9 protein-coding genes are annotated in these 15,220 nt (G+C 48.5%); 6 read left to right on the top strand and 3 right to left on the bottom strand.

The features are described 5' to 3' along the window. The first annotated feature begins 66 nt into the window (after positions 1 to 66). The 5 genes from kdpB to BLS14_RS29345 all read left to right on the top strand — a co-directional run bounded on the left by kdpB (position 67) and on the right by BLS14_RS29345 (position 7,747). Complete coding sequence (gene kdpB / locus BLS14_RS29365) at positions 67 to 2,205, top strand: potassium-transporting ATPase subunit KdpB (protein WP_240321502.1); 2,139 nt, start codon at positions 67 to 69, stop codon at positions 2,203 to 2,205. 224 nt (positions 2,206 to 2,429) lie between these two features. After that, on the top strand, positions 2,430 to 2,990 hold the full coding sequence (kdpC, locus tag BLS14_RS29360; RefSeq protein ID WP_063566449.1) for a potassium-transporting ATPase subunit KdpC: 561 nt from the start codon (positions 2,430 to 2,432) through the stop codon (positions 2,988 to 2,990). Between the two features lie 128 nt (positions 2,991 to 3,118). Then, positions 3,119 to 5,458 (top strand): histidine kinase, encoded by a 2,340-nt coding sequence (locus BLS14_RS29355; RefSeq protein WP_063566448.1) that lies wholly within the window; start codon positions 3,119 to 3,121, stop codon positions 5,456 to 5,458. Between the two features lie 8 nt (positions 5,459 to 5,466). After that, entirely contained in the window at positions 5,467 to 7,047 is a 1,581-nt protein-coding gene (locus BLS14_RS29350; RefSeq protein ID WP_231952808.1) for an ATP-binding protein, read from the top strand. 1 nt (position 7,048) lies between these two features. After that, on the top strand, positions 7,049 to 7,747 hold the full coding sequence (locus BLS14_RS29345) for a response regulator (RefSeq protein WP_063566447.1): 699 nt from the start codon (positions 7,049 to 7,051) through the stop codon (positions 7,745 to 7,747). Positions 7,748 to 7,836: 89 nt separating this feature from the next. Here BLS14_RS29345 and BLS14_RS29340 read toward each other — a convergent pair whose 3' ends face one another. After that, positions 7,837 to 9,138 carry an alpha-glucosidase/alpha-galactosidase gene (locus BLS14_RS29340; protein WP_063566446.1) on the bottom strand — a complete coding sequence of 434 codons (1,302 nt, stop codon included), beginning with the start codon at positions 9,136 to 9,138 and terminating at the stop codon, positions 7,837 to 7,839. Positions 9,139 to 9,332: 194 nt separating this feature from the next. Here BLS14_RS29340 and BLS14_RS29335 point away from each other — a divergent pair, with 194 nt between their 5' ends. Continuing rightward, entirely contained in the window at positions 9,333 to 10,172 is an 840-nt protein-coding gene (locus BLS14_RS29335) for an AraC family transcriptional regulator (RefSeq protein WP_256336743.1), read from the top strand. Positions 10,173 to 10,422: 250 nt separating this feature from the next. Here BLS14_RS29335 and BLS14_RS29330 read toward each other — a convergent pair whose 3' ends face one another. Next, on the bottom strand, positions 10,423 to 13,785 hold the full coding sequence (locus BLS14_RS29330) for a DUF5704 domain-containing protein (RefSeq protein WP_256336742.1): 3,363 nt from the start codon (positions 13,783 to 13,785) through the stop codon (positions 10,423 to 10,425). Between the two features lie 12 nt (positions 13,786 to 13,797). Then, positions 13,798 to 15,075: an S-layer homology domain-containing protein gene (locus BLS14_RS29325; RefSeq protein WP_090955340.1), complete on the bottom strand. Its 1,278-nt coding sequence runs from the start codon at positions 15,073 to 15,075 to the stop codon at positions 13,798 to 13,800. Between the last annotated feature and the right edge of the window lie 145 nt (positions 15,076 to 15,220).

Genomic DNA, 15,220 nt, shown 5'->3' with positions numbered 1-15,220 from the left:
GAACGGCACGGTGATCGGATATGGGAATAGGAGCAAGGACGTAAAGTGCGGAGGTGGATTATCACAATGAATGTAGTAGAACGAAAGAAGGAGCAGACGGTGGAAGGATTAGACAGAGGCACGATCAGAACCCAGGGTAAAGGAACGAGAGGTACGGGCACGGATCCCGGTACGCCCAAAAGAAGCAAAACATTAAGTCGGGATATTCTGCTTCAGGCATCTCTGGATGCCTTCAAGAAGCTGAACCCGGTCGTCATGATCAAAAATCCGGTGATGTTCATCGTCGAAGTCGGCACACTCATCACATTGCTGTTATGTATCAATCCGGATCTATTTGTTGCATCCGAGGCGGGGCGAGGGTACAACATCGCGGTGTTTCTCATCCTGTTGTTCACGTTGCTGTTTGCCAACTTTGCTGAAGCACTGGCAGAGGGACGGGGTAAAGCTCAGGCAGATACGCTACGGAAGACGAAATCGGACACGACTGCAAAGCTGGTACAGAAAGACGGGACCATTAAGCAAGTGTCTTCGACCCAGTTGAAAAAAGGAGATATCGTCCGTGTAGAAGCAGGCGAACTGATTCCCACGGACGGTGAGATTATTGAAGGGCTGGCCTCTATCGACGAGTCCGCCATTACCGGGGAATCGGCTCCCGTAATCAAGGAGGCGGGCGGTGACTTTTCCTCCGTTACAGGAGGCACGCGGGTTACTTCCGACTATATCGTGATGCGTGTGCAGACCGATCCGGGGGAGTCGTTCCTCGACCGAATGATCTCACTCGTTGAAGGCGCACAGCGCCAGAAAACGCCGAATGAAATTGCGCTGACAACACTGCTCGCCGTGTTGACCCTGATATTCCTGATTGTCATCATGACCATGGTGCCAATGGCGAACTATTTGGGCATCCGGCTTGATCTGGCTACCCTTATCGCATTGCTTGTCTGTCTGATTCCGACGACGATCGGCGGGTTGTTATCCGCGATCGGTATTGCCGGGATGGACCGTGTCACGCAGTTCAACGTACTCGCCATGTCGGGTAAAGCGGTGGAAGCGGCAGGGGATATTGATACGCTGATTCTGGATAAAACCGGAACTATTACGTACGGCAACCGCATGGCCTCGGAGTTTATTCCTGTTCAGGGCGTATCTGCACAGGAGATGACTCGGGCTGCGCTGCAAGCTTCCGTAGTCGATGAGACACCGGAGGGGCGCTCGGTTGTTGAATTGGCTGGCAAGCAGGGTGAGAACTGGGCGGAGACAGAATATGCAGATGCAGAACATGTGAACTTCACTGCAGAAACTCGCATGTCGGGTCTGAATCTAAGCGGTGGGAAGCAAATTCGCAAAGGTGCGGTGGATGCGATCAAACGCCATATTTCCTCCCGTGGGGGACGGATACCCGGCGATTTGGACGATATAGCTAACCGAATTGCAAAAGCTGGGGGTACACCGCTTGCTGTTGCGATTGATGACCAAATTTATGGTGTGATCTATCTGAAAGATACAGTGAAACCAGGGCTGAAAGAGAAGTTTGCAGAGATGCGAGCCATGGGCATCAAGACGATCATGTGTACAGGGGATAATCCCCTGACGGCGGCGACCATTGCGCTGGAAGCGGGCGTGGATGATTTTATTGCCGAGGCCAAGCCGGAAGACAAGATTAACGCGATCAAAAAAGAGCAGCAGGAGGGTAAGCTCGTCGCCATGACCGGCGACGGCACCAACGATGCTCCTGCTCTAGCGCAGGCCGATGTCGGCCTCGCGATGAATTCGGGCACCATGGCGGCCAAGGAAGCGGCCAACATGATCGATCTGGATTCCGACCCGACCAAGCTGTTGTCGGTGGTCTCCATTGGCAAGCAGCTGCTCATTACCCGCGGCGCACTGACGACCTTTTCGATATCCAATGATATTGCCAAGTATTTCGCCATCATTCCGGCCATGTTTATTCTAGCCATGCCGCAGCTTCAGGCACTCAATATTATGAATCTCGCTTCACCGCAGTCCGCAATTTTGTCAGCGCTGATCTTCAACGCCATCATTATCCCACTGCTAATCCCAATCGCCATGCGGGGTGTGAAATATCGGGCTATGTCCGCGGAGCGGCTGCTTGGACGGAATGTGTTCATCTATGGTGTGGGCGGTGTAATTGTTCCGTTTATCGGTATTAAGCTGATTGATCTGGTCCTGTCGGGGCTTATTTAACTAAGTATTTAAAAAGAAGCCTTGATTTACACGACAACGAAGAGTGCAGAACCAATCTGAAGAAACGAAGTGTTCGCCTTTATCCCCGGATTTTATCCCTTGGAAAAGGGAATCAAAAAAAATCTGGGGATAACAGCGATCGTAGGATGGTGCTGCAATCGGAGTGAACCAGTGTAACACGTATAGGTTGAGTTTTTACAATAACAAATCAGGATGTGATTCATATGAAACAGGTACTGCCCGCCATTCGGTTGTCTGTCGTACTTATGCTAATTTGCGGTATTATCTACCCGCTTGTTACAACCGGAGTGGCGCAGCTGCTCTTCTCAAATCAGGCGAACGGCAGTCTGATCACACAAGGCGGGAAAACCATCGGTTCGTCTCTGCTGGCGCAGGAAGTAAAATCGCCGGGGCTGTTCCAGCCCCGGGCATCGAACGCTAATTATGATGGAACCGCTTCGGCAGGTTCCAATCGCGCTGTGGCATCGGAGGCGTATATAGTTGAAATGAAGGAAAAGGTGGCTCAGCTCAAGCAAGAGAATCCGGGCTTGCAGCAAATTCCTGCAGATCTCGTGACAGGTTCCGGTTCCGGTCTTGACCCCGATCTGTCACCGGAAGCGGCAAAAGCACAGATTCCCCGGATTAGCCAGGCAACGGGCCTTGGTGAGCAAGAGCTTGCCAAGATCGTCGAGGAACATACACAAGGGCGACAGCTAGGCATTTTCGGTGAGCCTCGTGTGAATGTGACCGCTCTGAATCAAGCGTTGACGGCTGAGCTAAAATAACAGGCATCGTGTTGGGTAGATCCACGGGGAATACAACTTCCCTCGGTTGTTCGTATCAGGCCTTCTTCCGAGCTTCGGAAGGGGCTTTCTCCATTTTAAGTAAAGGTTATGTTGGGGGAGTGAACAGGATGGAAGACAGCTTCAAGCGGAAGTCCCCGGAAGACATCTTGAAGATGATCACGAAGCTGCAGCAGGGCACCTTGAAGATATATATCGGTCCGGTCAGCGGTTCGGGCAAAACGTATCATATGCTTAGGGAAGGAAACACATTACGCCATCAGGGGATCGATGTGGTTATCTGCGCTGTGTCTACCATGCAAAGACCGGAGACCGTGGAGCAGCTCGGCGAGTTGGAGCGGATTCCAAGCATTCACTGGTCTCGCTGGAAGGATGGCATGGAGATGAAGGACCTGAATCTGGATGCTCTGCTGGCACGTAATCCGGAGGTTGTGCTCGTTGATGGGCTTGCTCATAGAAACCGAAAAGGGGCGCGTCATGCAACCCGACTGGAAGACATTCAGTATTTGCTGCGACACAACATCAGTGTCATTACAACGGTGAATGTATATGAACTGGAGGGATATACGGAGCTTGCACGCCAGCTAACGGGAATTGCAGCAGAGCATACTGTACCTGCCGATACCCTTGAACTGGCCGATGAAGTGAAATTGATCGATGTAACCCCGGAAACCGTATTAAGCCGTCTTGCGGAGGGACACCTTCGGGGACATGAAGGTGAAGCGGTGTTTCGGCATGGCAATTTGGGCATTTTGCGTGAACTGGCTCTTCGACTTGTTGCGGAAGGGGTCAACGAATCACTGCGTGAGCACCGGGAAGAGATGGGAATTACGGTTACGACAGGCATCATGGAACGCATTTTGGTATCCACCCAATATCACTGGAACGGGTCCATCTATATTCGGCGCGGACAGCAGATTGCGAAGAGATTAAACGGGGATCTGCATGCCGTGACCTTTCGCAATATGAAGCAGCCGCTAACCAAGGAAGCTACTGTTTTTCGTCGCAACATGATCAAACTGGTGGAGAAGTTTGGAGGGCAGTTTGAGGAATTGCCTGTATTACACCGCCGTAACATTCCATCTACACTTGCACGCTACGCAGTCCAGCATCAGATTACCCGTATTGTTATGGGACACTCACGGCACAGTCGCTGGCAGGAGCTGTGGCGGGGATCATTTGTTAATTCCTTGCTGCGCAGAGTGCGGGGTGTCGATCTGTTTCTACTCGCCGATCGGGCACAGCATGAGGGCGAGCGGGTACTTCCGACCCGATTGCCGGATACAGAGACTCCAACATATCGCAGGTTAAGTGAGCAGGAGATGAAGGCACAGATTGGTCAGATTCGGCGTGGTAAGTTCAAGGTATACATCGGTGCTGCGCCAGGTGTGGGAAAAACCTATATGATGCTCCGGGAAGGCAATGATCTGCTCCGCAAAGGCATCGATGTACAGATTGGTCTGCTGGAGACACATAATCGGGCGGAGACGTTGGAACAGATCGGCCAGTTATCCATCATTCCACGAGAGCAGCGGGTGTACCAAGGGGTGAAGCTCGAGGAAATGGACACTGATGCCATTCTTCGTCTATGTCCTGAAGTGGTATTGGTGGATGAGCTCGCGCATACGAATGTCCCGGGAAGCTTGCGGCAAAAGCGTTACGAAGATGTGCAGATCCTGTTGGATGCAGGCATCTCTGTCATCACTACCGTGAATGTGCAGCATCTGGAAAGTCTGAACGATGCGGTGGAACATATTACGGGAATTCGAGTCCGAGAGACCGTGCCGGATCAGATTTTGCAAATGGCAGATGAGGTCCAACTTATCGATGTTGCCCCCCAAGCCTTGCGGCAACGCATGCGGGAGGGTAAAATCTATGCAGCAGCCAAGGTGGAACAAGCGCTTGGTCATTTTTTTCGCATTGGTAATCTGATTGCCTTACGGGAACTTGCCCTGCGGGAATTGGCCGATGATGTGGATGAACGCCTTGAATCACAGGAGCGCAAAAGTGCACTTCGCGGTCCCTGGCGCAGACAGGAGGCGGTCTTTGTCTGCGTAAGCAGTGATGAGCATGCGGAGCGGCTGATTCGCCGCGGATTTCGTACAGCCTACCGGTTAAAGGCGGTCTGGCATGTGCACCATGTTCATGTAGGTGAAGTCATGAGTGATGAAGTGAAATGCCAGTTGGAGGAGCTGGAACAGCTGACCGTTCGACTGGGCGGCAAATTTCATATTCATCATAGCCAGAGGCTGAGAGATGTGCCTGGTATTTTGGCGGGTAAAGCTTCTGAAGAAAAAGCAACGCAGTTGGTGGTTGGTCAAGCGAGACGAGTCTGGTGGCTGAACGGCTATCGTGGAAAGGGAACGGTGGTCAGCAGGCTGGTGCGGTTATCCAGACATATGGACGTATTGATCGTTGCGGACTACGATTATGATCTGAGCGGGATGTGAGATGTGCTGTGTCTGAACGAAATAAAGGGGAAGACTTCCGGCTGAAGCTGAACCGTGTTCCTAAATATATATGGGTAACCCTTGGAATCACATTGCTAACCATTCTGCTTCATGCGATAGGGATTAGTGATGACCTGGTTAACGTGGGGTTAATTTATCTTTTTCCGGTATTGGTCAGCGCTGTGTACTGGGGAATGGGTCCGGCCATATATGCAGCAAGTCTTAGCGTTGTTGCCTTTGACTTCTTTTTTGTTCCCCCGTTTCTCAGTTTTACGGTTGAAGATTTGCGATATATGTTTTCTTTTATAGTGTATTTGGCAGTGGCGGTATTAACGGCGAGTCTGGCGGGGCGCCTGCGGCAGCAGCTGGAGGTGGTAAAACAACGCGAGATTACGACGAATTCGCTATATGCTTTAAGCCGTCAGATGACGGCTGTTACAGATTTGCATACTCTACTCGGCAACATTGTGAGACAAGTGTCACTGACACTTGGGGCTCCGGCGGCAATATATCTCCCGAATGCTCAAGGCGAACTTCAGGTTACCTCCTCTTCGGAGGATTCGGATTCAATAGCCTGGGGTGAAGGGGAAGCTGAAGTCGCTATTGCCAAATGGGTGTATAAACATGGCGAAATTGCCGGACGCGGCTCCTCCAGCCTGCGGGAATCGTCTGGTCTGTATGTGCCGCTGCGTACAGAAGACCAGACACATGGGGTGCTTGCTGTAAATCTGGAATCCAGCGATCTTCAGGAGCAGCGGGAAGAGCTGCGTTTGCTGGAAGCGTGTGGCGGGCTGGCAGCAAGTGCCATTGCCCGTGTCAAGCTGGCTGAGGAAGCGAGACTCGCGCAAGTGACGGCTGAATCGGAACGAATTCGCACCGCTTTGCTGGACTCGGTGTCCCATGAGCTACGGACACCCCTTACGGCCATCATTGGTTCAGCGACAGGTTTGCTGGAGAATGATTCTCTTTTTACCCCGGAGGATCGAAAAGAACTGACAGGCAATATTCGGGATGGAGCGCTTCGCATGAACAGGCTGGTAACCAATTTGCTGGGCATGGTGAAGCTGGAGAGTGGCATGTTGCAGCTGCGCAGAAAATGGTGCGACGTGGGCGACATGATCGGCATTGTGCTAACCCAGGTTCAACAATTCATCCAGCACCGTCGCATTCGGGTTGAATTGCCCGATCAGCCGCCGTTTGTATCCGGGGATGAGGTTTTGCTGGAGCAGGTTCTGGTCAACGTCATCAGCAATGCCATCAAATATTCACCAGAGGACAGTGAAATCGTCATTACGGTGAAGGTGGATGAGCGGCATGGACGAATGACTATTGTGGTGGCTGATTCGGGTGTTGGGATTCCGGAAGCAGAGCGCGAGCGGGTGTTTGAGAAGTTTTATCGATCCGAATCGTCACGGCATGTGACAGGTACGGGACTCGGGCTTGCCATCTGTAGAGGAATCGTCGAAGTTCACGGAGGTACGATTACCGCAGAACCGAATCCGGGAGGCGGGACGCGGGTATGCATCTGTTTGCCCACAGAGGAACCCGAAGCATCATTCCCGTATATGGGACAAGGAGAGGAAGAATGACATGACGGCACCGCAAGGCGCGCGTATATTAATTGTGGATGATGAACCACAAATCCGTAAACTGCTGAAGGTTACGCTTCAGGCGCATCAATTTGAGATTCACGAATGCGCCAACGGCGAAGAAGCGGTCCTTCAGGCGAGCATTGTACATCCTGATCTGATCGTGCTTGATCTGGGCTTGCCTGGTATGTCCGGAATGGATGTACTTCAGCGGATTCGGGAATGGTCGCAGGTACCAGTCATTGTACTGACTGCAAAGGATCGCGAAGAGGATAAAATTGCTGCACTTGATGGCGGGGCGGATGATTATGTCACCAAACCGTTTGGCATGGGGGAGCTCGTTGCCCGTATTCGGGTTGCCCTTCGCCATGTGGCTAAAACTACGGATGAGCCGGTATTGCGTTTTGGTCCGCTCACCATTGATTTGGCCCAGAGACAGGTCGATTTGGACGGGTCACCCGTAAAATTAACACCAACTGAGTATGAAATGCTGAAAGTGCTCGCAACCCATGCAGGCAAAATTATTACCCAACGCCAGCTGCTGCAACAGGTGTGGGGAGGGCATCATCATGAGTCGGACAGCCATTACTTGCGGGTATATGTCGGACATCTGCGCAAAAAATTGCAGGAAGATCCCACGCGTCCACGTTTTATTCAGACCGAGCCGGGAATCGGCTATCGTTTTCTGCTTCAGGATTAGGCTAGGAAACAAGATGAAAGCTCAAAAAAGCACCAGCCCCTCCCTGCTGAGAGGAGACTAGTGCTTCTGAATTGCAAACAATGAACTTCTTATGACGTGTACTTCGGCAACCAGTCGCCATGAGCTTCGATCAGTTCATCACACATGGAGACGATATCATCGATGGACAGCTCGGCAGCTGTATGCGGGTCAAGCATTGCGGCATGATAGATGTGCTCTCTTTTGCCCGTAATCGCCGCTTCAATGGTCAACAGCTGGGTGTTAATATTCGTACGGTTCAATGCCGCAAGCTGCGGAGGCAGGTCCCCGATATACGTCGGGCTGATACCTGATCCATCAACAAGACAAGGCACCTCAACACAGGCTTCACGAGGCAGGTTGGTGATCAGTCCGTTATTCATGACATTACCGCCGATTTTGTAAGGGCGATCCGTCTCCATAGCTTCCATAATATGCGAAGCGTATTCGCGGCTGCGCGTATGTTCAATATTTTCGCTGGATAACAGCTTCTCACGCATTTCTTTCCAGCCTTCAATCTGGTTCACGCAGCGGCGCGGATACTCATCCAGCGGAATGTTGAAGCGTTCGATCAGCTCCGGGTAGTTTCGTTTGATAAAATAAGGATGGTACTCGGCATTATGCTCGGAGGACTCGGTTACATAGTATCCAAAACGCTGCATCAGCTCATAACGCACCATGTCATCATGCTGCTCTTTCTGCTTTTCCTTCGCCAGACGTTTAATCTCTGGATACAAATCTTCACCATCCCGTGTCACTTCCAGCAGCCAGGCCATATGGTTGATACCCGCAACTTTCGCGACCACACCCGTCTGATCAATCCCCAGTGCATCAAACAGATGCGGTACACACACCTGTACACTGTGACACAGACCTACGGTTTTGATTCCGCCATGCACGTTCATGACATTCGTTAGTACCGCCATCGGGTTGGTGTAGTTCAGGAACCACGCATCCGGGCACACTTCCTGCATATCCCGTGCAAAATCGAGCATCACCGGAATCGTCCGCAAATTACGGAAGATCCCGCCAATCCCGAGCGTATCGGCAATCGTCTGACGCAATCCATATTTCTTCGGAATCTCAAAATCCGTAATGGTACATGGATCATAACCGCCCACCTGAATGGCGTTAATCACATATTTGGCTCCGCGCAGTGCTTCCTTGCGGTCGGTATAAGCTTTGATGGCACATTGGCTTCCGAGCGAACGGGCCATACTGGTAAGCAAACGCTCTGAGTCGCTTAGGCGTTCAGCATCAATATCGAACAACGCCAGCTCAAAATCCTGAAGTGCTTCGGTCATCATAACGTCACCCAATACATTTTTGACAAAAACGGTGCTTCCCGCACCGAGGAACGTAATTTTGTTCATCTCAAGTTCAGCCTCCCTGAATAAATGGTGTACCTCCAATATAGGCGGATTGGGCTTATATAACTATGGCTCAACCTCTCTGAAACATGGCATAATCCCATTTTTGGATTCGCTTACAGCTAATAATTCATCTATTTACCTGTTATAATTTTAGTGAAGAGATTGCCTGTTGTGGTGAACGGAGGGAGTGTGGAATGTTGAAATTAATCGAAACGAACGTGGTTCCTATGGATTTGACGCAGATGGAATTGGTACTGTTATTTTTCGGTTGGCAGGCATGTGATCCGTCGCATTATTGGGGGCCGGGTGTTCGGGATGCCTACATTGTTCATTACATTCATGAAGGACAGGGCACTGTGTTTATGGCGGATCAACAATACGAGCTTACACAGGGTCAAGGCTTTGTCATTCTTCCGGATACACTTATTCATTATGAAGCAGATGCGAAGCAGCCATGGACTTATTCATGGTTCGGGTTCAAAGGTGTTCATGCCAAGGCATTCATGCAGCGGGCGCACATCAGTCCGGAACATCCTGTATTTGAGGCTAGAGATGGAGACACATTTGCTCGTCTTTATACGGAGATGGTTCAAGCATCAACACGTACCGGGGGAGATGTGTTCAACCAGAGCCTGCTGTACCGGCTGATCGCCGAATTGATTGCATCTTCTCCTGCAGAAGAGCAGCTGCAACGGCCACTGTCCACTAAAGAGGAATACATCAGGCAGGCCGTTCAATTTATGGAGAACAGGTATAGTCAGAGAACTTCAATTCTAGATATTGCCCGAGCCGTAGGTTTGGATCGCACATATCTGTCAGGGCTTTTTAAGGAGAGGTACGGCAAGTCATTACAGGCTTTCTTTCTCGAATACCGGATGAATCGTGCAGCTGAACTGCTGCAGCATTCAGCCCTGTCGGTTAGTGAAGTGGCCCACTCTGTGGGGTATACAGATCCATTACTTTTTTCCAAGATGTTTAAGCGAGTGACGGGTGTGTCTCCAAAAGGGTCGAGAAGCATGGAACAGGGGGAATAGTCTTCATTATGTTGTGAACGTTTGTTTGGGATAGAAAGAATACAGCGTGGTAGAGGATTTATTTGTAAATAAACATTATGATCTCATCAGGCTCTCCTTCAACTTTATCGGAAGGTGGTTTTGATACGATATTTTTTATAAAATCACTGAATCACGAGATAGATGTCTTGATGAAGTTCGAAAGTTTAAATTCAAAAGGGTTGCTGCAAAGTCATGTTCATGACTTATGAAGCAACCCTTATTTTGATGATTAATGCGGTACTTGGGATTGGAAATCGTTCCGGCTGGACTGATCTGCGTGGTAAAAGACCACATCGCCATCCTTTACAGGCCATATTTTGCCTTGGCTGTCTACAGGAATGCTACTGAAGCCCTCCATTTGCCACTGATTCATTAATGGTGCATGAATGTATTGTAAATGCGGCGCATCCGTATTGCCATTCCTTACTGTCTCCAGATTGAAGTTAACCACGATATAACCGTTCTTTAGAAATACAGCGGACTTTTCATCCAGTTGATTTTGTCTGGCAAGCGGTTCAAGATTGGTTCCCTTCGGCACGGCGTAGACATCTGCCGGAAGACTATATTCCCCATACCAACGCTGGATGGCGGCATTGGCTCGGTCCGCATTCACCCCAGTAGGGATGTTTGTCTTTGGTCCAATTAATGTGCGGATTGGAGCCGACAGGATCATCCAGTCATAGCGTCCAACCCAGGTTTTCTGGTGAGAAGTCTGATCCACCAGTTGGACCATAAAATCAGCCAGTGTAGTTTGACTCTGTTCCTCGGCTGTCAGCTCATAGGTATACTGGTAACGCGCAGTATCGCCAAGCTCCTTGCCGGGTACATTCCGTAGACGCGAATTAAGAACGACAAACCGCTTCTCCAAATCCTCCGCAGATCCGATACGGATCAGCTGTTCCTGACCCCGATGGTAGTACAGATCCACTTCCTGTCGCGAGGAGCCATCTTTACTCACGAAATAGAAGGTCGGTGTGATCCGAACACCATCCTGTTTACCAAACATGTTGCCTTTGGTTTTCAGGTCAAACTTGATGTGGTATCCGGTTTTCACAGCCGCATTGCGGAACCCTTGAACCGGATGGCTGCCTGGACGTATAGGCAATACGAACGGTGCCAGAGTTCCTCGTGGATCCCCATCAATACGATTTAATCCTGTCCAATAGCTAACCCCCGTAGGTTCCGAGCTGCCAAGCTGCTTGCGAAATACATTTTCCCAGTTATAGTCCGATATATCGGTGACGTGAAAATCATACAAGCGTCCGATGACTTCCACAGGGATCGTATCTGAGGAGACATGGTGCGCCAGATTGGTGTTGGCATCCGGTTGCTCAGTGAATGTCGCTGGTGCATTCTCCGCAATATTGCGGAATTCAACTTGGTAGTTTCCCTCATCCACCCACACCGGTAGATAAAAGGTGGTATCCAACTGATTCACCGGAATATCCACCCAAGTATTGGTGGGGATAAACTGGCTCCGGTCTGCGTTATAGACATCAAACGAGAAGCGAACCTGCTTGATGCGATAATATTTGGCATAGTCGCGCTTGCCATAGCCCGGGTAACTTGCTACGTCCAAATGCTGTCCTGATGTGGGAATACGCACGATAAATGGTCGTTCCAGAATCAGTGCTGAACGAGTGGTATCTGGAATCGTCTTCTGATTGTGTGGTTGATCATCCGAGACTAAGGCATAGTTGACGACAGGGGTATGAACCGTAACGGTGTTGATGCTATTAATCGGTAACACTTTGTTTGAACCACCGTTTACGTTACCCGGTATTAAATCGTAATGGATCTCACCAGAACTGGTCGTATTTTCTTTATTCAGGAGTGTATTGCTGATCATGTTATTGGACTTATACAGAACATCCTGTCCGATGGTCGTTGGATTAGGAATATTCGTTGGGATTGGGCCATCTTTGGTTGTTTCTGCATCATCCATAATCTTGGTGTTATTGAATTTAACTAAGTCATTATTCACTTTACTCTGAGGTGTGTTTGACTCGGCCATTCCTTTTAATCGAGAAGTATCATCAGGCACATCCGGGGGTGAATTCAAACCACCTGTTAATTTGGGTGGCGTATATGAGATTGCACTCGTTTGGCCCGGCTTTACATGTCTTTCTACAGCTTCATCATTTTTGGACTCTAAAGTTGGTGGTATGTATCCTGAAGGCGTCATCGTGACCGTTTCACCAGGTAAAGCGTAATTTTTCATCGTTGCTTTAGCAATCTTGTACACTTCAAGGTTGTTAATTTTCCAGTAAGAGTAGTCCCTTGTGATCTGGAAGTTGTAAGGCTGAGTTACGCTATCCCCTGTTTTAATTGGTGGGCCAGGGGAACAAGCTCCTTTAGGTGGACAAACCTCTGGACCGGGTATAGTCCATTCTCTGACATAGGTTATCGTAACGTTACAATTATACGTTGTTTTCCCCGTCATTTTGGCCCATGCTTGTTTGAACAGGTAGTTGTCTGCAAATGCATTGGTGTACAAAGCTTCAGATGTAGGGATACCTTTTAACACATCGAATTTTTCAGCGCCTCTATTATCTGCTTTAATTACTCCATTCGCATTCGGATCCAAATCACTCATGTTCATCGTGGTTCCTTGAGAAGGTGGTCCGATATTTGGTGTACAGGATCCGCCACCCCCGTTGTTACCACCATCATCGCCTGGATCTTCCTCTACACCCACAACTGTAGTCGTAGTTAACTCGAAATCATCCTTCTCCCACAATACTGTTATAGTTGTTGTCCCTTTAGCGTCAGCTGAAACGAGGCCAGATGAACTTACTGTAGCCACTGAAGGGTTGGAAGAGGTCCATGTTGTTTTACCATTGCCACTATTCACATTGGTTTCAGCACCAAAGCTTCCATCACCTGTTTTGGTTTTAACTGTTGCATTTAATTGTTTTTTTTCTTTAAGTTGAAGTTGTCCACCGTTTGTCAGATTGATTTCTTTGGTGATCTCGGCTAATGCTTTCCAATATAAATCTGTGTTAAATTGATAGTCAGCATTCCATTTGGGTGGATTATATTCCTCAGTTTTGATAGGTGCAATTGCGCCACCAATTTGCGTGGTGAATTTTGTGTTACGACCAGTAAACGATTCAACAGAAACCAGAATGGGTTCTCCTGGAAAATAATAGGCTGTATTATCCATGTAGTGAGGCTCATTAGACTTATCAGTTATTTCTGCAGTAGAACGCTTTTCACCTGCTTTATCAAAGTACTCAGTCGGAATATAAACATCTTTGTTCAAATTAAGGTCGACACAGATTGTTGAAGATACCGGAAGGTTTTTAGTGCGATCGTTTTCTAGTTCGATGTTGTTGCATTGACCATCAACTTTCCATTTTAGGTTATCAATCTGGTAAATATATACACCAATGTTGGTTTTCTTTGTTCCTTCAACAGGGATTACCTTTTTTTGTGACTTCGCAGGTGTAGAAGGCTCCATATGAAATGTTTTCAGTTCAGGTTTAGTTCCTGGCCCTCCACCTGCATGGACTTGAGTTACTGATGATACAAATACTACAAGTGACAGCACGAACAACATCACTTTTTTAACAGATGTTTTTTGTCCCAAACCTTATCCCCTCTAATCTGTGGCTATTACGCTGTAGGTAGGACCTTCTTTGGTCACAAGGCTGACATCCGAAATTATCTCTTTATCGAAATGCAAAAGTCCTACACTCCAGTAAACTGGATTATTAACAGCGAATATACCTCTATTTTTTGTGACATCATTAATACTAGGCCCAGCATATGCAGCAAATGCATCTGTTTTTGGAGAGTTCATAGGATTAATTGTTGCTGAATTAAGTAAACTTCCAGCTTGAAGTGTATTCATAGTAGAACTTTTTACGTTTAATTCAACTTCTGCAAAAGAAAAGTATGCTCCCCGTAAGAGAGTGAATCCTTCATCCACAAAAACAGGATAATAAATACTTCTTTCAGAACCCTTCGCAAAGGTATTAATAATAATCCAATTCTTTATCTTGAGATCGGCATATTTAGTATCTGTAATAATATTTTTATTGCGAACTTTCGAGAAGTCGTCTGTAACCTCGCTGTAATCAACGTTTGGTGAGACCTTTTTCTCTGGTGTCTTCTTATATTTAGGCGCAATAATGTTTATGTTTGTTCCAGTCAAACCAACTTGGCGAAGTTCATTCAAATCCTTGTAGTCCGAAGGTTTAGTTTTAGCAACGGATGCATAACGAGCAATGAGAACAGCAACCTCAGCCCGTGTTGTCGTACGATCCGTACCGAAGGTTTTATCGTTTGCGACGCTCATCAATCCCGTACCCAGGGCAACCGCAACCGCATTTTTTTGCGAGCTTGCCAGCTTACCTGTAAAGTACTCTTTCACAGGCACAACCGTGTTGGTTACATCAGATAGTGCTTGTTTGTACTCAGGATCAACCGCAGTCAGTCCTTGCGTTAACCATGAGGCCATTTCTCCACGTTGGAGTGCCGCTTGCGCATCCAGTTTCCCATTGTATTTGGAAGGGCTTATGAATCCTTTTTGGATCGCGATGGAAACGCCGTTTTTTGCCCAGTCCGGTACGTCTGTGAAGTTGTTTTGTTCTTGAATGGTGGCATCAGGCTGCTCTGCAAGGCGCCCCAGAATACTTGCCATTTCTGCCTTGGTGACAGGCGAGCTTGGTTTGAATGTTCCATCTGCATATCCTTTAAAATATCCTTGCTCCACTGCCGAATTGATCGCCGCAGCGGCCCAGTGTGTAGATGGGACATCTTTGAATTTTAGTGTGGCCTGAGCGGCTTCTACCGAACTTCCGATTCCTCCCATACCTACAATCCCCCCTGTCAACAATGCCAATGCGGTTACCCCGGAAATCATCATCTTTTTCATGAATACTGCTCCTCTCGATTCTCGTTTGCCTGTTTTGTGTATGTACGCCACTGCTTCACACTGCTAGATACTAAATTTGTCATAATCATCAATATTCTACCATGTAAAAATAGGCTTTTGGCATTATTTTTCAATAAATTCCATC

This window comes from Paenibacillus sp. OK060, from assembly GCF_900101205.1.
GTDB classification, from domain to species: Bacteria; Bacillota; Bacilli; order Paenibacillales; family Paenibacillaceae; genus Paenibacillus; species Paenibacillus marchantiae.
This window is presented reverse-complemented; position numbering and strand designations above follow the sequence as displayed.

Excerpts from the sequence above, each read along its gene's own strand:
- BLS14_RS29345 (WP_063566447.1), top strand. The coding sequence starts at position 7,049 with ATGACGGCACCGCAAGGCGCGCGTATATTAATTGTGGATGATGAACCA.
- BLS14_RS29355 (WP_063566448.1), top strand. The coding sequence starts at position 3,119 with ATGGAAGACAGCTTCAAGCGGAAGTCCCCGGAAGACATCTTGAAGATG.
- BLS14_RS29325 (WP_090955340.1), bottom strand. The coding sequence starts at position 15,075 with ATGAAAAAGATGATGATTTCCGGGGTAACCGCATTGGCATTGTTGACA.
- BLS14_RS29340 (WP_063566446.1), bottom strand. The coding sequence starts at position 9,138 with ATGAACAAAATTACGTTCCTCGGTGCGGGAAGCACCGTTTTTGTCAAA.
- kdpB (WP_240321502.1), top strand. The coding sequence starts at position 67 with ATGAATGTAGTAGAACGAAAGAAGGAGCAGACGGTGGAAGGATTAGAC.
- BLS14_RS29335 (WP_256336743.1), top strand. The coding sequence starts at position 9,333 with ATGTTGAAATTAATCGAAACGAACGTGGTTCCTATGGATTTGACGCAG.
- kdpC (WP_063566449.1), top strand. The coding sequence starts at position 2,430 with ATGAAACAGGTACTGCCCGCCATTCGGTTGTCTGTCGTACTTATGCTA.